This window comes from Nocardioides sp. (genome assembly GCF_035503875.1).
Taxonomy (GTDB): Bacteria; Actinomycetota; Actinomycetes; order Propionibacteriales; family Nocardioidaceae; genus Nocardioides.
Genome location: NZ_DATJTA010000054.1, coordinates 283,975 through 304,357, shown reverse-complemented (window position 1 = coordinate 304,357; position 20,383 = coordinate 283,975). Strand labels below are relative to the sequence as shown.

The window sequence follows — 20,383 nt, the reverse complement described above, 5'->3', positions numbered from 1 at the left end:
GTCCGTCGTCCTCGTGGACGACGGACCCCTCGGCGGTCGACGGTGCTACTTCCGGACGACCCGCAGCTTCAGGTTGCGGGCTGTCGACGGCTCGAAGGACGTCGTGCCCCGGTACCGGACGGCGATCTTGTACCTGCCCGGCTTCAGGCGCTTCGGGAGCGCGAACCGGGCGCTGCCGTTGCGGACCGTCTTCGTCATCTTCCGCTTGCCGATGGTGAGCCGGACCTTGCCGCCCGTGACGGGGGTGCGCCCCGCGGTGACGTCGATCCGGACGTTGGCGCCCCGGCCGGCGTAGATGCGCTTGCGCAGCAGGTCCGCCGTCGTACGGGTCACGGCCTTGCCGACCGTCACTCCGGGGACGGTGTAGTCGGTGACGGTCCAGCCGCCGCCGCTGAGACTGGACAGGAAGAGGCGGAGCATCGCCGGGTACCTCACGACGACGTCGATCCTCCGGCCGGCGTCCTGGGGTGCCAGCTGGTAGGTGGTCTGGGTGGCCCCGTGGATCGGGGAGCCGTTGCGGCGCCACTGGAACTCCGCATCCCCCATCACGTTCCCGAGCCCGGGCACGTTGACGGGTCCGGCGAACAGCGCTTGCTGGGCCGCGGAGACGGTTGCGGTGAGGACGCTGCCGACTCGCGGGGTCCCGGACATCGTCACCGGGACGGGGAACCGGATGGTGTGGACCGCCGGCGGTCCGTTGTCCGTCACCGTCACCGCACTGGTGATGGTCGGCGGCGGGGCCTCCGCGCTGCCGAAGCCCGGCGGCACGCACGGGGAGACCCCGGCACACACGACCCCGCCCCAGGGAGCGACGCCCTGCAGGCCGTAGTTGCCCGCCGGCACCTCGATCCGGTACGACGAGGCCATGGCGCCCGGCCCACTCTCGCCGAGCTCCGGCAGGTGGATCGGGCAGTAGCCGTTGGTCTGGTAGGCCGTGACACTGCCGGCAAGCGGACGGCCCTGGGCGTCCACGAGGTTGATCACGAGCTCGCCGAACAGATCGTCCGGCTCGGCCTGCGCAGGCGCAGCAGTGAGCGTGGAGCCGAGCAACAGCACGGCTGTGGTCAGCGCGGCGAGTGCGCCGCGTCGCAGAGGGTTCTTCTTCACCTGGGAGTCCACGGCCCAGCAGCCTAGGCAGAGGCGAGGGCTCGGTGAGAGCAGTCCTTAGGATTTCCGCGCCTGGACTAGTCAGATCAGACGACGATGTTTGCTCATCCCCAATATTGGGTGCCGCCGCGCCCGGAACCGACAAGCTCGACTCACTGGATCGGGCCAATCAGTACGCGAACACGTGCACGCTGAGTACGTCGATCTCCCTGCGTGGGTCGCCGAAGAACGCGCCCAGGCGGCGGGCTACGGTCAGAAAGGGACGTTCACGAGGAGAGCCGTCTCCTTTCCAATTGTTGTGCGGCACGATCAGGAACAAGTGGTGGGCATCGGGCGCGACGTGCGCCTTCCACAAGTCCTTGAGGTCGTGATTGTTGGTGATCGTTCCGCCACGCTCCACCTCGGCGATGACCCCGCGCCCGTCGGCCAACTCGAAGAAGAAGTCCGGTCTCGCTTGGGTGACGAGACCGCTCTGCGGGGTCAACACCACCTCCTCACCGAAGCGGAGTTCCTCGCGCAGGAGGATGGCGAAATGGTCCTGGATCGCCTTGCTCTTCGCGCCGTGCACATGCAGACCCGCGATCTCGGCCTTTGTGGCGTCGATGTGCGCCAACAGCCTCTCCGCCAGACCATCCACGGCCTTCATCTCAGCGGCCTGCTCGGGCGACAGATGACCCTTCACATGCCGCGCGTAGCCGTCCATCCGGCGCAGCTTCGCAGCTTTGAGCCGGAGAAGCTAGCTGCGTCGGTGGGAGCTCTCCCCACGACCCCGAAGACGATCCGGCGGCACCCGGGGAATGGGACCGAAATGGAGAGAAACCGCAGGAAGACCTGCGGCTTCAGGTGGTGGAGCCTAGGGGACTCGAACCCCTAACCCCCTGCTTGCAAAGCAGGTGCGCTACCAATTGCGCCAAGGCCCCGAGTGGGAAGGTCAGGCCTTCCGGGTGACCGAGTCGGTGGCCTCGGCCCAGAGCGCCTGCTCGGCCCGGCCCTGGTCGATCTTCTTCTTCGCGAGGATCGCTCCGGCCGCGGCGATCGCGATCAGGACCAGCTTCTTCACGGCGACTCCCGGTCGGGTCTGGGGGCGGAGCCCCCGTGGTCCACGGGGGCGGAGCCCCCGTGTGTGTGGGCCTAACAGGACTTGAACCTGTGACCTCTTCCTTATCAGGGAAGCGCTCTAACCGTCTGAGCTATAGGCCCGCATCCGGACAAGCCGGAAGCGGTCGCCGGGCGACCGAGAGGTGACATTACCCCACCCTCGAGGAGCCCGACAAAACGGGGCGGACGGGCGTCAGTTGTCCTCGGCCAGGGTCACTTCGACGCCGCCGAGCAGGGCGGCCGCCATGTTGTAGAGGAAGGCCCCGAGGGTGGCGATCGCCGTCAGGAGTACGACGTCGACGACCGCGATCAGCATCGTGAAGCCGACCACGCGGGAGGTGCCGACGTAGTCCTCCACGTTGAAGTCCTGGGCGGTGTCGCCGCCGAGGATGTCGCGCACCGACTTGTTGATCGACTCCCAGACGCCGGCCGCGTCGAGCACGCTCCAGACCATCAGCACCGACACGATCGTGACGATGCCGAAGGCGATGGAGAGCAGGAACGACGTCTTCATCACCGACCACGGGTCGATCCGGGTCAGCCGGAGCCGGGCACGTCGCGGCGAACGGCCGCCTCCGGCCGCCTTCTTCGCGGCCGCCGGGGATCCGGGTGCCGCGTTGGCACGGTGCTCGTCGGCGGCGCCGCCGATCTTGGCCTGGACGCGGTCCCGCAGCGGCGGGCGTACGGCCGTCTCGTCGTTGCCCCGGCCGCCCTCCTGGGCAGGCCGCGAGGCGGTTCGTTCCGCCGAACGGTCCGTCATGCGTCCTCATCCCCGGGCTGGTCGGTCGTGCTGGTCCGATCGATTGTTGCACTCCCGTCCGCATCCGACGACTCGTCGGCGGCGACGTCGGCGCCCTCAACCCCGGTCTCGGCGCCCGAATCCGCGGTCGGTTCCGCGCCGTTCTCGTCGGTCTCGTCCGTGACCTCGTCGGCCTCCTCGGTGACCTTGGCCTCGACCGAGCGGGCCACGACGGCGACCGCGTCCTTGCCCTTCGGCGTCACGAACCTCACACCCTGCGTGGAGCGCCCGGTGGGCCGGAAGTCGGCGTTGATGGGGCTGCGGACCACCTGGCCGCCCTGCGTGATGGAGAGGACCTCGTCGCCGTCCTCGACGATGAACGCGCCCACCAGGACTCCACGGTCCTCATTGTCGAGGGTCATCGCCTTGACGCCGAGGCCGCCGCGGCCGGTGATGCGGTACTCGCTGATCCGGGTGCGCTTGGCGAAGCCGCCGTCGGTGATCGTGAAGACGTACTGCGGCTTCACCTCGGCGACCTGCTCCGTCGTCGCCTCGACGTGGGCGGAGTCCGCGCTCTCCTCGCTGAGCCCGGCGGCCTCCTCGGCCGCCACCTGGGCGGCGCGGATGACCGACATCGACAGCACGGCGTCGTCGGAGCTCTTGAACTTCATGCCCGTGACGCCGGACGTGGCCCGGCCCATCGGCCGGAGCTGGCCGTCGTCCGCGCGGAAGCGGATCGCCTGGCCCTTGCGGGAGACCAGCAGGATGTCGTCCTCGGAGCTGACCAGCTCCGCGCCGATCAGCTCGTCGTCGTCCTCGCGGAAGTTGATGGCGATGACGCCTGCCTGCCGCGGGCTGTTGTAGTCACCCAGCCGGGTCTTCTTCACCAGGCCGCTGCGCGTGGCCAGGACGAGGTACGGCGCCTGGTCGTAGTCGCGGATCGCCAGCACCTGGGCGATGTTCTCGTCCGGCTGGAAGCTCAAGAGGCCGGCGACGTGGCCGCCCTTCGCGTCGCGCGAGGCCTCGGGCAGGTTGTACGCCTTGGTGCGGTAGACCCGGCCGGCGGTGGTGAAGAACAGCAGCCAGTGGTGGTTGGTGGTCGAGATGAAGTGCTCGACCACGTCGTCGCCACGAAGGCTCGCGCCCCGCACGCCCTTCCCGCCGCGCTTCTGGGTGCGGTACTGGTCGGCGCGCGTCCGCTTGGCGTAGCCACCGCGGGTGATGGAGACGACGAGGTCCTCGTCGGGGATCAGGTCCTCCATCGAGAGGTCGCCGGCCGCCGCGATGATCTGGGTACGGCGGTCGTCGCCGTACTTGGCCACGATCTCGGCGAGCTCGTCGATCACGATCTGCCGCTGGCGGCTGACGTTGGCGAGGATGTCCTCGAGGTCCGCGATGAGCAGCTCGATCTCGGCGAGGTCGTCGATGATCTTCTGGCGCTCGAGCGCGGCGAGGCGGCGCAGCTGCATGTCGAGGATCGCGTTGGCCTGGAGCTCGTCGATCTCCAGGAGCTCGATCAGGCCGCGGCGGGCGTCCTCGACCTCGGGGGAGCGGCGGATCAGGGCGATGACCTCGTCGAGCGCGTCGAGCGCCTTGACGAGCCCGCGCAGGATGTGGGCCCGTTCCTCGGCCTTCCGGAGCCGGAACTCGGTACGCCGGCGGATGACGTCGATCTGGTGCTCGACCCAGTTGCTGATGAACTGGTCGATCGACAGGGTGCGGGGTACGCCGTCGACCAGGGCGAGCATGTTGGCGCTGAAGTTCGTCTGCAGCTCGGTGTGCTTGAGCAGGTTGTTGAGCACGACGCGCGCCACGGCGTCGCGCTTGAGCACGACGACGATGCGCTGGCCCACGCGCGAGGAGGTCTCATTGCGGACATCGCTGATGCCCTGCACCTTGCCCGCGTCGGCGAGCTCGGCGATCTTCATCAGCAGGTTGTCGGGGTTGACCATGTAGGGCAGGTCGGTGATGACGAGGACCGTCCGTCCGGACTTCTCCTCGTCGACCTCGATGATCGCGCGCTGCGTGATCGAGCCGCGGCCGGTCCGGTAGGCCTGCTCGATGCCCTCCCGGCCGACGATCAGCGCGCCGTTGGGGAAGTCGGGACCCTTGATCCTCTCGATCAGGGCGTCCTGGAGCTCCTCCCGGCTGGCGTCCGGGTGCTCCAGCGCCCACGTCGCGCCCTCGGCCACCTCGCGCAGGTTGTGCGGCGGGATGTTGGTCGCCATCCCGACCGCGATGCCCGCGGAGCCGTTGACCAGCAGGTTGGGGAACCGGGCCGGCAGGATCGTCGGCTCCTGGGTCTTGCCGTCGTAGTTCGGGGTCATGTCGACGGTCTCTTCGTCGATGTCCCGGACCATCTCCATGGCCAGCGGCGCCATCCGGCACTCGGTGTACCGCATTGCCGCGGCGGGGTCGTTGCCCGGCGAGCCGAAGTTGCCCTGGCCGCTGACCAGCGGGTTGCGCATCACCCACTGCTGGGCGAGGCGGACCAGGGTGTCGTAGATCGCGCTGTCACCGTGCGGGTGGTAGTTACCCATGACGTCGCCGACGACGCGGGCGCACTTGTTGAACCCGCGGTCGGGGCGGTAGCCGCCGTCGTACATGGCGTAGAGCACGCGGCGGTGCACGGGCTTGAGCCCGTCGCGCACGTCGGGGAGGGCCCGCCCGACGATGACGGCCATCGCGTAGTCGATGTAGGACCGCTTCATCGAGTCCTGGAGGTCGACGAGCTGGACCCGCCCGCCGCCCGCGCCGCCGTCGCCGAGGTTGCTCTGCGTCTCAGTCACAATTGCTCTCTCTGGTGTCGTCTATCGATGTCTAGGTTCTGCGTTAGATACCTAGATATCGAGGAATCGGACGTCCTTGGCGTTGCGCTGGATGAAGGAGCGGCGCTGGTCCACGTCCTCGCCCATCAGGATCGAGAAGATCTCGTCGGCCTGCGCGGCGTCCTCGAGGGTCACCTGGAGGAGGACCCGCTGGTCGGGGTCGAGCGTGGTGTCCCAGAGCTCGTTGGCGTTCATCTCGCCGAGCCCCTTGTAGCGCTGGATCGGGGCCTCCTTCGGCAGCTTCTTCCCCTGCTCCAGGCCGTCGCGCATCACGGCGTCGCGCTCGGCGTCGGAGTAGACGAACTCGTGCTCGTGCGGCTTGTTCCACTTGATCCGGTAGAGCGGCGGCTGGGCGAGGTAGACGTGGCCGGCCTCGATCAGCGGGCGCATGAAGCGGAACAGCAGCGTGAGCAGCAGGGTGTTGATGTGGTGGCCGTCGACGTCGGCGTCGGCCATCAGCACGATCTTGTGGTAGCGCAACTTCGCGAGGTCGAACTCCTCGTGCACGCCGGTGCCCAGCGCCGAGATGATGGCCTGGACCTCCTGGTTGGCCAGGACCTTGTCGATGCGCGCCTTCTCGACGTTCAGGATCTTGCCGCGGATCGGGAGGATCGCCTGGATCCGGTTGTCGCGGCCCATGACCGCCGAGCCACCCGCCGAGTCGCCCTCGACGATGAAGACCTCGCACTCCTCCGGGTCGCGCGAGCTGCAGTCGCGCAGCTTGCCGGGCAGGCCGCCACCGCCGAGCAGGCCCTTGCGGTTGCGGGCCAGGTCCCGCGCCTTGCGGGCGGCGATGCGAGCGGTCGCCGCGGCCTGGGCCCGGCGGATGATGTCCTTGCCCTCGGCCGGGTTCTGCTCCAGCCAGGCGCCGAGCTGGTCGTTGACGATGCGCTGCACGAAGCCCTTGGCCTCGGTGTTGCCCAGCTTGGTCTTGGTCTGTCCCTCGAACTGCGGCTCACCGATCTTGATCGAGATGATGGCGGTGAGGCCTTCGCGGATGTCGTCGCCCGACACCCGGTCCTCCTGCTTCTTCATCAGGCCCCAGTCGAAGCCGGCGTTGTTGATCAACGTGGTGAGCGCCGCGCGGAAGCCCTCCTCGTGGGTGCCGCCCTCGTGGGTGTTGATGGTGTTGGCGAAGGTGTGGACCGACTCGGTGTACGTCGTGTTCCACTGCATCGCCACCTCGACGCTCATGTGGTTCTCGACCTTGTCGGGCGTCTCCGCCTCGAAGGAGATGATGCTCGGGTTGGCCGCCTGCTTCTTGCGGTTGATGTGCTCGACGTAGTCGACCAGCCCGCGGTCGTAGCGGAAGACCTGCTCGGTGCCGCCGCCGGCCGCCTTCTTCAGGGCGTCGTGTCCCGCGGAGTCGACCGCCGCGTCGACGGTCTCGTCCTCGACGGCGTCGGCGATCTCCGCGGCCTGCGGACGCTCGTCCCGCACGACGATCTCGAGTCCCTTGTTGAGGAAGGCGTACTCGCGGATGCGCGAGGTGATGGTCTCGAGCGAGTACGTCGTGGTCTCGAAGATCTCGGGGGAGGCCCAGAAGCTGATCGTGGTCCCGGTCCGCTCGCCGTCCTCCAGCGGACGCACCTGCTCCAGGTCGCCGTCGGGGACGCCGATCGAGAAGCTCTGCCGCCACAGGTGACCGCGGTTCTTCACCTCCGCGACCACGCGCGTCGACAGCGCGTTGACGACCGAGACGCCGACCCCGTGCAGACCACCGGAGACCTTGTAGCCGCCGCCGCCGAACTTGCCGCCGGCGTGCAGGACCGTCAGCGCCAGCGTGAGCGCCGGCAGCTCCTGGCCGGGCGCCGTGCCGGTCGGGATGCCGCGGCCGTTGTCCTCGACCCTGACCGCGCCGTCCTCGGTCAGGGTGATCACGATCCGGTCGCAGTGCCCGGCCAGCGCCTCGTCGACCGCGTTGTCCACGATCTCCCAGATCAGGTGGTGCAGGCCGCGCTCCCCGGTCGAGCCGATGTACATGCCGGGACGCTTGCGCACGGCCTCGAGGCCCTCGAGGACCTGGATGGCGGAGGCGTCGTACTCGCTGTCGACCCTGCTGGACGTGATCGGGACCGGGGCGGCGGTGGTCTCGTCGGGCTCGATCGGGCTGACGTCGCTCACGCGCACCTCTTCTGCGGCTGTCATGGCATGGAGAAGGCCGCGAGCGAGAGTGCGTGGCGGCCGACCTCCATGATAGCTCCCAGAACGCCGGATTCCATGGTTCACGCCGGCTGCGGGGGTCGTCTGTGGATGAATTCGGCCGCTGAGCGGCCTTCTGGGGCATCCGAGAGCCCTCAGCAGGGGGTCACCTGAACCCCCGTACGTCGGCGGGGCTCCCAGATCGCCGGATCGGCCCGTGCCGGTCTCAGCCGTAGGTGTCGCGCGGACCGCGACCGTCGCGCGCCGACCGGGGCCCCTTCTTCCAGGTCGGCAGGTGCGGTCCGAGGACCTCGATCAGCGCGACCGTGCCGTGCCCCAGCTGCTCGTTGAGCCGGCGGACGATCGTGGGGGCGAGCAGCTTGAGCTGGGTGGCCCAGGCGGTCGAGTCGGTGCGGACGACGAGCTTGCCGTCGGCGAACGACTCGGGGGTGCAGTGTGCCGCGACCTCGTCGCCCACAAGCTCGGGCCAGCGGCCGAAGACCCCCTGCATCCGCAGGTCCAGCTCCCAGCCGTAGTCGCCCACCAGCCGGCCCAGGGTGGCCTCCAGGAGCTGGGGGTCGCGTTCGTCGGGATGCGATCCGGAGACCCGGCCGACGGTCGGTCGGCGGGGGCCGGACTTCGGCTTGCGCCGTGCGGGTCCACCGGAGCGTGCCGTCGCACGGGTCAGCGCCCGGGCGAGGTCGAGCCCGTCGTCGCGGCGTACCGGCTCCTCGCCGGGCTGCGCGTCGGTCGGCTCGTCACTGCTCACGGGTGACCTCGCCGCCCTTCACGAGGTAGCGGGCGCCCGCGAGAGCGGCGGGTACGTCGGCGGCGACGGCCGCTGTCACCAGGACCTGCTCGGCCCCCGCGACCAGATCGGCCAGCTGGGCACGCCGCTCGGAGTCGAGCTCGGCGAAGACGTCGTCGAGGATCAGGATGGGGTCGTCGCCGTCCGCGCGGAGCAGGTCGTACGACGCCAGCCGGAGCGCGAGCGCGAAGGACCACGACTCCCCGTGCGAGGCGTACCCCTTGACCGGCAGCGCTCCCTCGCCGGGACCGTGACCCAGGGTCAGCAGCAGCTCGTCGCGGTGCGGCCCGACGAGGGAGATCCCGCGGTCGAGCTCGTCGCCGCGGCGTCGCTCGACCTCGGCGAGCAGGATCGCGGCCAACGCCTCCTGGCTGGTAGCGCCGTCCAGGTCGCAGGAGGGGCGGTACTCGATCTCGGCGTCGTCGCGCGTCGCGCCGCGGGCCACGGTCTCGTATGCCTTGCCCAGGTAGGGACGCAGCACGTCGACCAGGGCGAGCCTCTCGGCGAGCAGCTCGGCGCCGGTGCGGGCCAGGTGGTCGTCCCAGACACCGAGGGTCGACAGCGCGCCCTCCTGCGAGGAGCTTCCGCGACGGGCGGCTCCGGCGGTCTTGAGCAGCGAGTTTCGCTGCCGCAGGATCCGGTCGTAGTCGGACCGGACGCCGGCCAGCCGCGGCGCGCGCAGCACCAGCAGGTCGTCGAGGAAGCGCCGGCGGTCCGACGGGTCGCCCTTGACCAGGGTGAGGTCCTCGGGGGAGAACACCACGGTGCGCACGAGCCCGACGAGCTCGCGCGCCCGGGGGAGCGGCGACTTGTTGATCCGCGCGCGGTTGGCCTTGCCGGGGTTGAGCTCGATCTCTAGGACCGCGGTCCGCCCGTCGCGTACGACGGCCGCGCGCACCACGGCCTGGTCGGCCCCGGCCCGGACGAGTGGCGCGTCTGACGCGACCCGGTGCGAGCTGAGTCGCGACAGGTAGTCGATCGCCTCGACCAGGTTGGTCTTGCCCTGCCCGTTGCGGCCGATGAAGGCGGTGACGCCGGGCTCGAGCGGGACCTCCGCGACGGCGTACGAACGGAAGTCGTGCAGGGAGAGGTGGGAGACGTGCACCGGGACTATCCGGGGTTGGCGTCCCCGCCGACCGGCGGCTCCGTGCGGACGGCGTGGCCGCCGAACTGGTTGCGCATGGCCGCGATCGCCTTCATCGCCGGGCTCTCCTCCTGGCGGGAGACGAAGCGGGCGAAGAGCGACGCGGCGATGACGTTCATCGGTACGGCGTTGTCGATCGCGGCCTCGACGGTCCACCGGCCCTCGCCGGAGTCCTCGGCGTAGCCGGCGATCTTGTCGAGGTGGGCGTCGTCCTGCAGGGCCGCGACCAGAAGGTCGAGCAGCCACGAGCGGATGACGGTGCCCTCGCGCCAGGAGTCGAACACGTCGACCACGTTGTCGACCAGGTCGACCTTCTCGAGGAGCTCGAAGCCCTCGGCGTACGACTGCATGATCGCGTACTCGATGCCGTTGTGGACCATCTTGGCGAAGTGCCCGGCGCCGGGCTTCTTGCCGGCGTGCACGAAGCCGGACTCGCCCTCGGGCCGAAGCGCGTCGAAGGCCGGCTGCACCTTGGCGACGTCCTCGTCGGAGCCGCCGCACATCAGGGCGTAGCCGTTCTGCAGGCCCCACACGCCGCCGGAGACGCCGCAGTCGACGAACCCGATGCCCCGGGTGCTGAGCAGCTCGGCGTTCACCTGGTCGTCGGTGTATTTGGAGTTGCCGCCGTCGACGACCAGGTCGCCCTCGCCCAGCAGCTCGCCGAGCCGGCGGATCGTCTCGCGCGTCGGGTCACCGGCCGGGACCATCACCCACACGACCTTGGGGGAGGGGAGTGCCTCGACCAGCTCCTCGAGGCTGCCGACGTCCGAGACCTCCGGGTTGTGGTCGAACCCGACGACGGTGACGCCCCCGTTGCGCATCCGGGTGCGCATGTTGCCACCCATCTTGCCGAGGCCGACGAGTCCGAGGTGCATCGTGATTCCTCCCGTAGTGGCGTTCGCCCCGTCAGCCTAGAGGCGGGGCGGCTGGCTCACGAGAGCAGGCGGCGCGGCATCAGCAGGTAGCGGAACCCGGGGGCCTGGTCGCCGTCGGCGACGGCCCCGCTGATCACGACCGGCTTCGAGGCCTGGGTGAAGGCGAGCTCGACCTCGTCCTGGTCGATGGCGGTCAGGCCGTCGAGCAGGAACTGGGGGTTGAAGCCGGTGGTGATGTCGTCGCCCTTGATCGCGGCCTCGATCGACTCCGAGGCCTGCGCCTCGTCACCCGAGCCCGCGTCCAGGGTCAGCACGCCGTCGCTGAAGGCCAGCTGGACGGCGGTGTTGCGCTCGGCCACCAGGGCGACGCGCTTGACCGACTCGACCAGGTCGGCCTTCTTGACCGTGGCGACCGTGAGGTGCTCCGAGGGGAACAGGCTGCGGACCTTGGGGAACTCGCCGTCGAGCAGACGGGTCGTCGTGCGTCGTACGCCGCCGGCGGCCGCGCCCTCGAAACCGATGATGCCCTCGCCCGAGCCGCCCGCGGCGAGCGCGATGGTCACCTCGGATCCCGCGGTCAGGGACTTCGCCGTGTCGCCGAGGACCTTCGCCGGCACCAGGGCCGCCACGGCCTCGTCGGGTGTGCGCGGGTCCCAGCCGAGCTCGCGGTGGGAGAGCCGGAAGCGGTCGGTGGCGAGCAGCGAGATCGACGAGCCGTCGATCTCGATCCGGACGCCGGTGAGGACCGGGAGCATGTCGTCGCGTCCGGCCGCGGTGACGGCCTGGGCGACGGCGTGGGCGAAGACGTCGCTCTGCACGGTGCCGGTCGCCGCCGGCATGTCGGGCAGGGTCGGGTAGTCCTCGACCGGCATGGTCTGCAGGCTGAAGCGTGCGGATCCGCAGGTGAGCGAGACGCGGGCGCCGTCGATGACCATCTCGACCGGCTTGGCGGGGAGGCTGCGGCAGATGTCGGCCAGCAGTCGGCCGCTGACCAGGGCGCGACCCTCCTCGGCCACGTCGGCGTTGAGCGTGGCTCGGGCCGACGTCTCGTAGTCGAAGGTGGACAGGACCAGGCCCTCGTCACCGGCTTCGATCAGCAGACCGGCCAGGACGGGGACGCTCGGCCGGACCGGCAGGCTGCGCGCGGCCCAGGCAACGGCATCGGCGAGCACGTCGCGCTCGACGCGGAACTTCACGATGTGTCGTCCTTCGACTCGGATCCAGGGATTGCGAATCCTGCCATGACGCGGGCTTTCGGGGGAGGTGCGGGCCGGTTGTCCCCAGGTCGAGGTCCGGATGGATGTTCACCGAGGATCGACTTGGCTGGAGGTACGTAGGAGTCAGAGCATCCGTGGAATCTGTGGAGAACTGTGGTTTACGCAGGTCAGGTGGCCTTCGGGCTGTGCATCGCGGGTGTGGACGATCTCGAGACCACTCGAGGTGCCGTGTGGAGACGTAGCGCGAGTGACGAACTTGTTGTTGTTCGTCCACAGGGGGTGGGGAGGAACCGGGGTTGCGAACCACAAGATGTCCACAGGTGAGCGGGCGTCGTCGGGCGGGCGCGCTCGTACGCCGCCCGACCCGGTGAGGTGCGGTCAGCGAACGGGTGAGCGGTCAGGACTGGCGGGCCTGCATCTTCACGCGGTTGGTCAGCTCGGAGACCTGGTTGAACACCGCGCGTCGCTCGGCGAGGAGCTGGTTGATCTTGCGGTCGGCGTACATCACCGTCGTGTGGTCGCGGTTGCCGAACTGAGCGCCGATCTTCGGCAGGGAGAGGTCGGTGAGCTCGCGGCACAGATACATGGCGATCTGGCGGGCCATGACGAGGTGCCGGCCGCGACTGGGGCCGGTGAGCTCCTCGATCGAGAGTCCGAAGTACGCCGCGGTCTGGGCGATGATCAGGGCAGCGGTGATCTCTGGCTCGCCGCCCTCGGGGATCAGGTCCTTCAGGACGATCTCGGCCAGGGTCATGTCGACCTCCTGGCGGTTGAGGTTGGCGAACGCGGTGACCCGGATCAACGCCCCCTCGAGCTCGCGGATGTTGGTCTGGATCTTGGAGGCGATGAACTCCAGCACGTCCGGCGGCGCGGTCAGCCGGTCCATCGCGGCCTTTTTGCGGAGGATCGCGATCCGGGTCTCGAGGTCGGGCGGCTGGACGTCGGTGATCAGGCCCCACTCGAAGCGGTTGCGCAGCCGGTCCTCGAGGGCCTCGAGCCGCTTGGGCGCCCGGTCGGAGGTCAGCACGATCTGCTTGTTGGCGTTGTGGAGCGTGTTGAAGGTGTGGAAGAACTCCTCCTGGGTCTGGGTCTTCCCCTCCAGGAACTGGATGTCGTCGATCAGCAGCACGTCGACGTCGCGGTAGCGGCGCTTGAACCGGTCCTGCCGGTCGTCGCGGATCGCGTTGATGAACTCGTTGGTGAACTCTTCGCTCGAGACGTAGCGGACCTTGGCGCCGGTGTAGAGGCTGCGGACGTAGTGGCCGATCGCGTGCAGCAGGTGGGTCTTGCCCAGGCCGGAGTCGCCGTAGACGAGCAACGGGTTGTACGCCTTGCCCGGGGCCTCGGCGACCGCGACGGCGGCGGCGTGCGGGAAGCGGTTGGACGAGCCGATGACGAAGGTCTCGAAGGTGTACTTGGGGTTGAGCCGGGTCTCGAGCGCGGAGGGCTTCGTCGCTCCGGCGTGCACCGGTCCGGACATGGGGTCGGAGAGCGGGTCACCGGGTCCGGCGTCGATCGGGCTCGGAGCGAGCGAAGGTCGGTTTGTCGACATATCGATCTGTCGATCATCTGGGTCGAGCAGCGGTTCGTCTCCGGTCGGCGCGGGAGGCGCCTCCTCGAGGAGCGGGTTCACGGTGACGGCGATCCGGATCTCGCGTCCGAAGGCGACGGTGAGCGCTTCCTCGAGCTGGGCGCGGAGTCGGCCCTCGAGCTGGTTGCGCGTGAAGTCGTTGGGCACCGCGATGATCGCGGTGTTGCCGTGCAGCGTCACGGGCTCGCTGGCGCGCAGCCAGGCGCGCTGGTTCGGCTGGAGCTCCCGGACGACGCGAGCCCAGGCTCCGACGAGGTCGGCGGCAGGGTCGGCGGTGAGGTCGGAGTCCTGATCCACGGGGTTCCCACTTCTCTGGTCGGTCGGTCGATCTCTCGTCACCTCGAGAGTCGCGTCCTCGGGTGGTTTCCACAACTTTTTCCACAGCCTGTGAACCTGGCTCGGTCAAGGTGGTGGGTTTCGCTCCGAGACGCATCCCAGGCGGCCAGTGTCCTGCATCTCCGCAGGTCAGGTGGAGGTTTCTGGTTCACGCGACCGAATGAGCGGTGATCTGGCGGAGGCCGGCCGAGCGGGATGGCGGGGAACCTCGGTGCCGCGAACCTAACCCGCTGCTTCTGGCTGCGGCAAGCCGTCATCCACAGGCTTGAGGGCTGGGTCGTAAGGTGGTGTGGTCGGCGTCGGTCGCCGGTTTGACCCTGTCGAATCGCAGCGCGTACCGTTGGCCGGTCATCCGGTGTTGATCGCCTGTCGTCGAGCAGTCGACGGGCAGCGCCGATCCGCCGGGCCCACAGGCCTGAACACCCACCGAAAGAGAAGCTCGTGAGCAAGCGTACGTACCAGCCGAACAACCGTCGCCGCCACAAGGTCCACGGTTTCCGCCTGCGCATGCGCACCCGTGCGGGTCGCGCCATCCTCTCCTCGCGCCGCCGCAAGGGCCGCAAGAGCCTGGCCGTCTGACGGCCGCCCGGCCGTCCTCGCGGGAGCTGCGTTGCTGTCGCCGGACCACCGACTGACGGATGCGGACTCGTTCCGTGCCGCTACTCGGGGCCGGCGATCGGGTTCGCGGACCGTCGTCGTCCACCTCGGCTCCGTCGGGGGGGACGACGCGCCTCCCCGCATCGGGATGGTCGTGAGCAAGGCCGTCGGCAACGCCGTCGTCCGCAACCGTGTGAAGCGCCGCCTTCGACACCTGGCCCGGGAGCACCTCGCTGTGCTCCCGGGCTCTGCTGTGCTCGTGGTGCGGGCGCTGCCGGCCGCGGCGACGTCGTCGTACGACGAGCTGCGGTCCGACCTGGCGCTGTGCGTCGACCGGGTGCTGTCGTGAAGTACGTCCTCGTGGCCCTGCTGCGCGCCTATCGCGCGGTGATCAGCCCGCTCTACGGGCAGGTCTGCCGCTACCACCCCTCCTGCTCGGCGTACGCGCTCGAGGCGGTGCAGGTGCACGGCAGCCTGCGTGGCTCGTGGCTTGCGGTCCGCCGGCTCGGACGGTGTCATCCCTGGGCCGCCGGTGGTTACGACCCGGTGCCCGCTCGTTCTCGTCCTCCACGCTCCTGCGTGGCCGCCCCCTCACCCCGGCAAGGAGCCTGATCCGTGGGCATCTTCAGCGACATCGGCAGTCTGATCATGACGCCGCTGTACTACGTGATCTCGGCGGTGCTGCTCGCGTGGCACTGGTTCTTCACGCAGATCGGGCTGGACCCCGAGGGCGGCGCGTCGTGGGCGCTGTCGATCATCGGCCTGACGCTGGTCATCCGGATGGCGCTGATCCCGCTGTTCGTGAAGCAGATCAAGTCCAGCCGGAACATGCAGCTGATCCAGCCGAAGGTCAAGGAGCTGCAGAAGAAGTACGGCCATGACCGGGAGCGTCTCGCCCAGGAGACGATGAAGCTCTACAAGGAGACCGGCACCAATCCGTTCGCCTCCTGCCTGCCGCTGCTGCTGCAGATGCCCATCTTCTTCGCGCTCTTCCGGCTGCTCGACCAGGCGGCGAAGAAGGGCACGGCGCACGGCCTGCTGACCGAGGACCTCGCCCGCAAGTTCGGTGAGTCCGAGATCTTCGGGATCTTCCCGCTGTCGGAGAGCTTCTGGCAGGCGCGTATCTGGGGCCCGAGCCCTGACGGCTCCGTGATGATCCTCGCGCTGATCCTGGTGCTGGCGATGACGGCGACCACCTTCACGACGCAGCGTCAGCTGATGAGCAAGAACATGCCCGCTGACGCGCTGAGCGGACCGTACGCCCAGCAGCAGAAGCTGCTCCTCTACGTCCTCCCGGTGGCCTTCGGTCTCGGTGGTGTCGCGTTCCCCATCGGGGTGCTCCTGTACTGGACCACCTCGAACCTGTGGACGATGGGCCAGCAGTTCTACGTGATCCGCAACAACCCGGCGCCCGGCACCCCGGCGTTCCAGGCGAAGGTCGACCGCGACCGGGCCAAGGCCAAGCGGAAGGGCACCCTCGTGGTGGAGGATGCTCCCCCCGCGGTCGAGGAGAAGCCGCGTCCGGCGACGCGTCAGCAGCCGAAGAAGCAGAGCCGCGAGCAGCGCCGCCAGGGCGGTAACCGCCCGGCCGGCGGCGGCCAGGCCAAGCAGGGGCCGAAGGGTGGTGGCCAGGCGAAGTCCGGCCAGAAGAACCCGCCTGCCAAGACGAGCCAGAAGAAGCCCAGCAAGGGAGAGAAGTCATGACGGACGAGATGACCGAGGCGCCCCTCGGGGGCGAGACCGAGGAGTCGTCGTCGGAGCGTGCCAGCCGGATGGAGCGCCTCGAGCAGGAGGGCGAGATCGCGGCTGACTACCTCGAGGAGCTGCTCGACATCGCGGATCTCGACGGGGATCTGGACATGGACGTCGAGGGCGATCGGGCCGCGGTCTCCATCGTCGGTGCCGACCTGTCGCAGCTCGTCGGACAGCGCGGAGAGGTGCTCGACGCGCTCCAGGAGCTCACGCGGCTCGCGGTGTACCGCGAGACCGGTGAGCGGTCGCGGCTGATGCTGGACATCTCGGGGTTCCGCGCGGATCGGCGGGCGGAGCTGGAGAAGCTGGCCGAGGAGAAGATTGCCGAGGTCAAGGAGTCCGGGGAGTCTGTCTCGCTGCGCTCGATGTCGCCGTTCGAGCGCAAGGTCGTGCACGACGCCGTTGCGGCCGCCGGGCTCTCGTCGGAGTCCGAGGGCGTTGAGCCGCGCCGCTACGTGGTGATCCTCCCGGCCTGATCGATGGACGACGTTTCACGTGAAACACCCTCTGCGCCCGACGTGGCGCGGAGGGTGTTCTCGTCTGCGCGGTTCCCGCTCGCCGAGCAGTACGCCGCGCTGCTCGCCACGGACGGTGTGGTGCGCGGCCTGATCGGACCGCGGGAGGCGCCACGCCTGTGGGACCGTCACCTCCTCAACTGCGCGGTCCTGGGCGACCTTCTGCCGCCGGAGGCCACGGTGGCGGACATCGGCTCGGGAGCGGGCCTGCCCGGGTTGGTCCTGGCCGTCGCGAGACCCGATTTGAGAATGACCCTGATCGAGCCGCTACTGCGGCGGACCATCTTCCTGGAGGAGGTGGTCGCAGAGTTGGCTCTCGACAATGTCGAGGTGATCCGAGGACGGGCCGATGCGCTGCACGGGCAGCGCCGCTTCGACGTGGTGACCTCTCGTGCCGTGGCTCCCCTGGAGCGGCTTCTGGACTGGTCGATGCCGCTGGTCGCGCCAACGGGAGCACTGGTGGCGATGAAGGGCTCGAGCGTCGACGACGAGATCCGGTCCGCTGAGGCGGCGCTGTCCCGGTGGGGCTGCGCACCCCCGGAGGTCGTCACGTTGGGCGAGGGCGTGCTGTCGTCCACCACCGTGGCCCTTCGAGTGGTGTGGGCCGACCCCGCGAAGGTATCTTGGCCGCTTGCCCCTGCACCGGCATCCGCCTCCCGAGCGCGCCCCCGGCGCAAGCCCCGACGATCGCAGCGAAAGCAGGACACGTGACCGACGAGCTCTCCCGGGGCGGCCGTCCCGACGGCGGCGCGGAGAAGTTTTCCACCGGTGTAGAAGGCCCTTCTGAGCGTGCCCATCCACAGAATGGCCCAAGTTCTCCACAGGTGGGCACCGACGATGTTTCACGTGAAACCCAGGAGACGCCGACCGTGACCTTCCGAGTGCGAACCGCCGGCGACGTGGCGCCGTATGCGAGCGACCTGGCGGACAACAGCACCCCGCTGGCCCGGGCGGCCGAGCACATCGTGATGGCCCGCCAGACCGGCCCGAACCGTCGCGTGGTGCCCCGTCCCAGTGCGACCCGGGTCTTCGTGGTCGCCAACCAGAAGGGTGGGGTCGGCAAGACCACGTCCACGGTGAACGTCGCGGCGGCCCTGGCGCAGCTCGGGCAGCGGGTCCTGGTCATCGACCTCGACCCGCAGGGGAACGCGTCGACGGCGTTGAACATCGACCACCATCGCGGTGTTCCGTCCACCTACGACCTCCTGGTGGATGGCGCGGCCCTCGCCGACGTCATCTCCCCGTGCCCCGAGATCCAGGGCCTGGACGTGGTCCCGGCGACCATCGACCTGGCCGGTGCGGAGATCGAGCTGGTCAGCGTCGTCGCCCGCGAGGGCCGGCTCCGCCGGGCGGTGCACGGGCATCCCCTGGTCGGCGACGAGAGCATCGGCGAGGACCGCTACGACTACGTCCTGATCGACTGCCCGCCGTCGCTCGGCCTGTTGACGCTCAATGCGCTCGTGGCCGGCGACGAGATGATGATCCCGATCCAGGCCGAGTACTACGCGCTGGAGGGTCTCGGTCAGCTGCTCGAGACCGTCGACATGGTCCGGGCGCACCTGAACCCGGACCTCGCCGTGTCCACCATCCTGATCACCATGTTCGACGCCCGCACGCGCCTCGCGGCCGGGGTGGCCGACGAGGTGCGCGAGCACTTCGGCGACCAGGTGCTGCAGACCGCGATCCCGCGCTCGGTGCGGGTCTCGGAGGCGCCGTCGTACGCCCAGACCGTGATGACGTACGACCCGGGATCCCCGGGCGCCCTCAGCTACTTCGAAGCCGCTCGCGAGATCGCCACCAAGGGAGTCCGTCCGTGAACAGCAGCCGTCCCCAGCAGCGCCGCGGTCTTGGCCGTGGTCTCGGGTCGTTGATCCCCACCGCCCCCGCGCCCGCCGAGCGCGACGGACGCGGTAGCGGATCGCGCGGCGAGGAGCAGCCGGTCGAGCACGCCAACGGGGACTCGCCGGGGAACGGGACGGCCCTGGCCCCCGTGGAGGGCGCCTACTTCGCCGAGCTCCCCATCGGCCAGATCGTGCCGAACCACGTGCAACCCCGCTCGGTCTTCGACGAGGAGGCGATGGCCGAGCTCGTCCACTCCATCAAGGAGATCGGGCTCCTCCAGCCGGTCGTCGTACGACGGACCGGGCCGGAGAGCTACGAGCTCGTGATGGGGGAGCGGCGCTGGCGCGCCTCCCAGGAGGCCGGTCGCGACACGATCCCGGCGATCGTCCGCGAGACCGAGGACACCGACATGCTCCGGGACGCGCTCCTGGAGAACCTGCACCGCTCGCAGCTGAACGCGCTCGAGGAGGCGGCGGCGTACGCCCAGCTGCTGGAGGACTTCGGCTGCACCCACGAGGAGCTCGCCGGGCGGATCGGACGCTCGCGACCCCAGATCAGCAACACGCTGCGCCTGCTGCGCCTCAGCCCCGCGGTCCAGCGCCGGGTGGCGGCCGGCGTCCTGTCCGCGGGCCACGCCCGGTCCCTGCTCGCCGTCGAGGACGCTGAGCTGCAGGACCGGCTCGCGCAGCGGGTCGTCGCCGAGGGGATCAGCGTCCGCGGCCTGGAGGAGATCGTCGCGGTCGGCGACCACGGTGGCGCCGAGCGCCGCGGCCGCCGGAACAAGCCGACGGCCCCCGGCCTCGCCGACCTCGCGGAGCGTCTCTCTGACCGCCTGGAGACGCGGGTGAAGGTCGACCTCGGCCGGAGCAAGGGCAAGATCACCGTGGAGTTCGCCTCGATGGATGACCTGCGACGGATCGTCGACGTCATGGACCCGCGCAACCGCAGCGACCGACCGATCTGAGCGATGAAGCGTTAAGTCGACAAATCGACTAATCGCTTCATTGATAGATCAACGACGGGCGGCGCGACGCTTCTCGGCCCGTCGGCGCTTCTCGTCCGCGTCCAGGCGGACCGCCTCGTCCGGCGTCGGGGCTGAGCCGCCGAGGCGCTGCGACAGCCACCAGGAGCCGGGCGGCTGCTCGTCGGCGGGGTACGCCGCGATCGTCTCGTCGAGCAGGCGCGCCATCGTCGCGTGCAGCTCGGCGGTCTCGGCGGTGGGATCCTCGCCGGACGGGTACAGCGGAGCGCCGACCGTGATGGCGATGGACTTCCCGCGACCGAAGTCGCGCGGGTGGTCCTTGGTCATCATCCGCTGGGTTCCCCACAGGACGACGGGCAGCACGGGGACGCCCGCGGCCGCGGCGATGCGCACCGCACCGGTCTTGAACTCCTTGAGCTCGAAGGACCGGGAGATCGTGGCCTCGGGGAAGATCCCGACGACCTCGCCGTCCTGCAGGTGCTTCACCGCCGAGCGGTACGACGCCACGCCCTCGCCGCGGTCGACCTCGATGTGGTGCATCGAGCGCATCACCGGTCCGCCGACGCGGTGGTCGAAGATCTCCCGCTTGGCCATGAATCGGACTAGGCGGCGGGACGGGTGCGCCGCGAGACCGCCGTAGATGAAGTCGAGGTAGCTGACGTGGTTGAACGCCAGCAGCGCGCCTCCGGACCGCGGGACGTGCTCGGCACCCGTCAGCGTGATCCGCTGCCCGAGCAGGCGGAACCCGGTCTTGGCCGCCAGGATGATCGGGGGGTAGGTGAGGTCGCGCACGGAGGTGAACCTACAGGT

20 protein-coding genes and 2 tRNA genes are annotated in these 20,383 nt (G+C 69.5%); 8 read left to right on the top strand and 14 right to left on the bottom strand.

Annotated elements, in window-relative coordinates; translation table 11 throughout:
• Nucleotides 1-45 precede the first annotated feature (45 nt).
• The 13 genes from VMF51_RS13950 to dnaA all read right to left on the bottom strand — a co-directional run bounded on the left by VMF51_RS13950 (nt 46) and on the right by dnaA (nt 13,846).
• Nucleotides 46-1,119 (bottom strand): Ig-like domain repeat protein, encoded by a 1,074-nt coding sequence (locus tag VMF51_RS13950; RefSeq protein ID WP_325475043.1) that lies wholly within the window; start codon nt 1,117-1,119, stop codon nt 46-48.
• A 157-nt stretch (nt 1,120-1,276) separates the two neighbouring features.
• The gene (locus VMF51_RS13945) at nt 1,277-1,810 is read right to left on the bottom strand and encodes a hypothetical protein (RefSeq protein ID WP_325475042.1); all 534 of its coding nucleotides are present in this window, start codon (nt 1,808-1,810) and stop codon (nt 1,277-1,279) included.
• Nucleotides 1,811-1,951: 141 nt separating this feature from the next.
• Nucleotides 1,952-2,027, bottom strand: a tRNA-Ala gene (locus VMF51_RS13940).
• A gap of 11 nt (nt 2,028-2,038) precedes the next feature.
• A complete protein-coding gene (locus VMF51_RS13935) occupies nt 2,039-2,167 on the bottom strand; it encodes a DLW-39 family protein (protein ID WP_325475041.1) in 129 nt (42 codons plus the stop codon).
• A gap of 66 nt (nt 2,168-2,233) precedes the next feature.
• Nucleotides 2,234-2,307, bottom strand: a tRNA-Ile gene (locus VMF51_RS13930).
• 91 nt (nt 2,308-2,398) lie between these two features.
• Entirely contained in the window at nt 2,399-2,965 is a 567-nt protein-coding gene (locus VMF51_RS13925; RefSeq protein WP_325475040.1) for a DUF3566 domain-containing protein, read from the bottom strand.
• Nucleotides 2,962-5,655, bottom strand: coding sequence for a DNA gyrase subunit A (gene gyrA, locus VMF51_RS13920; RefSeq protein ID WP_414689473.1), 2,694 nt, complete (start codon nt 5,653-5,655; stop codon nt 2,962-2,964). The genes VMF51_RS13925 and gyrA overlap by 4 nt, the downstream gene beginning before the upstream one ends.
• A gap of 129 nt (nt 5,656-5,784) precedes the next feature.
• Nucleotides 5,785-7,920: a DNA topoisomerase (ATP-hydrolyzing) subunit B gene (gene gyrB, locus VMF51_RS13915; RefSeq protein ID WP_325475038.1), complete on the bottom strand. Its 2,136-nt coding sequence runs from the start codon at nt 7,918-7,920 to the stop codon at nt 5,785-5,787.
• A 220-nt stretch (nt 7,921-8,140) separates the two neighbouring features.
• Complete coding sequence (locus VMF51_RS13910; RefSeq protein WP_325475037.1) at nt 8,141-8,683, bottom strand: DUF721 domain-containing protein; 543 nt, start codon at nt 8,681-8,683, stop codon at nt 8,141-8,143.
• The gene (recF, locus tag VMF51_RS13905; RefSeq protein ID WP_325475036.1) at nt 8,673-9,827 is read right to left on the bottom strand and encodes a DNA replication/repair protein RecF; all 1,155 of its coding nucleotides are present in this window, start codon (nt 9,825-9,827) and stop codon (nt 8,673-8,675) included. Before recF ends, VMF51_RS13910 begins: the two co-directional genes overlap by 11 nt.
• A gap of 5 nt (nt 9,828-9,832) precedes the next feature.
• On the bottom strand, nt 9,833-10,741 hold the full coding sequence (gnd, locus tag VMF51_RS13900; RefSeq protein ID WP_325475035.1) for a phosphogluconate dehydrogenase (NAD(+)-dependent, decarboxylating): 909 nt from the start codon (nt 10,739-10,741) through the stop codon (nt 9,833-9,835).
• Nucleotides 10,742-10,797: 56 nt separating this feature from the next.
• On the bottom strand, nt 10,798-11,937 hold the full coding sequence (gene dnaN / locus VMF51_RS13895; RefSeq protein WP_325475034.1) for a DNA polymerase III subunit beta: 1,140 nt from the start codon (nt 11,935-11,937) through the stop codon (nt 10,798-10,800).
• 418 nt (nt 11,938-12,355) lie between these two features.
• Nucleotides 12,356-13,846: a chromosomal replication initiator protein DnaA gene (dnaA, locus tag VMF51_RS13890; protein ID WP_325475033.1), complete on the bottom strand. Its 1,491-nt coding sequence runs from the start codon at nt 13,844-13,846 to the stop codon at nt 12,356-12,358.
• Between the two features lie 480 nt (nt 13,847-14,326).
• Between dnaA and rpmH the strand changes: the two genes are divergently transcribed.
• The 8 genes from rpmH to VMF51_RS13850 all read left to right on the top strand — a co-directional run bounded on the left by rpmH (nt 14,327) and on the right by VMF51_RS13850 (nt 19,555).
• Nucleotides 14,327-14,464, top strand: coding sequence for a 50S ribosomal protein L34 (rpmH, locus tag VMF51_RS13885; RefSeq protein ID WP_011758123.1), 138 nt, complete (start codon nt 14,327-14,329; stop codon nt 14,462-14,464).
• Nucleotides 14,403-14,831, top strand: coding sequence for a ribonuclease P protein component (gene rnpA, locus VMF51_RS13880; RefSeq protein ID WP_414689471.1), 429 nt, complete (start codon nt 14,403-14,405; stop codon nt 14,829-14,831). The genes rpmH and rnpA overlap by 62 nt, the downstream gene beginning before the upstream one ends.
• The gene (gene yidD / locus VMF51_RS13875) at nt 14,828-15,094 is read left to right on the top strand and encodes a membrane protein insertion efficiency factor YidD (RefSeq protein WP_325475031.1); all 267 of its coding nucleotides are present in this window, start codon (nt 14,828-14,830) and stop codon (nt 15,092-15,094) included. Before rnpA ends, yidD begins: the two co-directional genes overlap by 4 nt.
• 3 nt (nt 15,095-15,097) lie before the next feature.
• Nucleotides 15,098-16,186 (top strand): membrane protein insertase YidC, encoded by a 1,089-nt coding sequence (gene yidC / locus VMF51_RS13870; protein WP_325475030.1) that lies wholly within the window; start codon nt 15,098-15,100, stop codon nt 16,184-16,186.
• On the top strand, nt 16,183-16,710 hold the full coding sequence (locus VMF51_RS13865; protein ID WP_414689470.1) for a protein jag: 528 nt from the start codon (nt 16,183-16,185) through the stop codon (nt 16,708-16,710). Before yidC ends, VMF51_RS13865 begins: the two co-directional genes overlap by 4 nt.
• A gap of 3 nt (nt 16,711-16,713) precedes the next feature.
• Nucleotides 16,714-17,460 carry a 16S rRNA (guanine(527)-N(7))-methyltransferase RsmG gene (gene rsmG / locus VMF51_RS13860; RefSeq protein WP_325475029.1) on the top strand — a complete coding sequence of 249 codons (747 nt, stop codon included), beginning with the start codon at nt 16,714-16,716 and terminating at the stop codon, nt 17,458-17,460.
• Between the two features lie 158 nt (nt 17,461-17,618).
• Nucleotides 17,619-18,566, top strand: a complete 948-nt coding sequence (locus tag VMF51_RS13855; RefSeq protein WP_325475028.1) for a ParA family protein — start codon at nt 17,619-17,621, stop codon at nt 18,564-18,566.
• A complete protein-coding gene (locus VMF51_RS13850) occupies nt 18,563-19,555 on the top strand; it encodes a ParB/RepB/Spo0J family partition protein (RefSeq protein ID WP_325475027.1) in 993 nt (330 codons plus the stop codon). Before VMF51_RS13855 ends, VMF51_RS13850 begins: the two co-directional genes overlap by 4 nt.
• Nucleotides 19,556-19,603: 48 nt before the next feature.
• On the opposite strand, the gene VMF51_RS13845 is transcribed toward VMF51_RS13850, so the two are convergent.
• Nucleotides 19,604-20,365 (bottom strand): lysophospholipid acyltransferase family protein, encoded by a 762-nt coding sequence (locus VMF51_RS13845; RefSeq protein ID WP_325475026.1) that lies wholly within the window; start codon nt 20,363-20,365, stop codon nt 19,604-19,606.
• Nucleotides 20,366-20,383 lie beyond the last annotated feature (18 nt).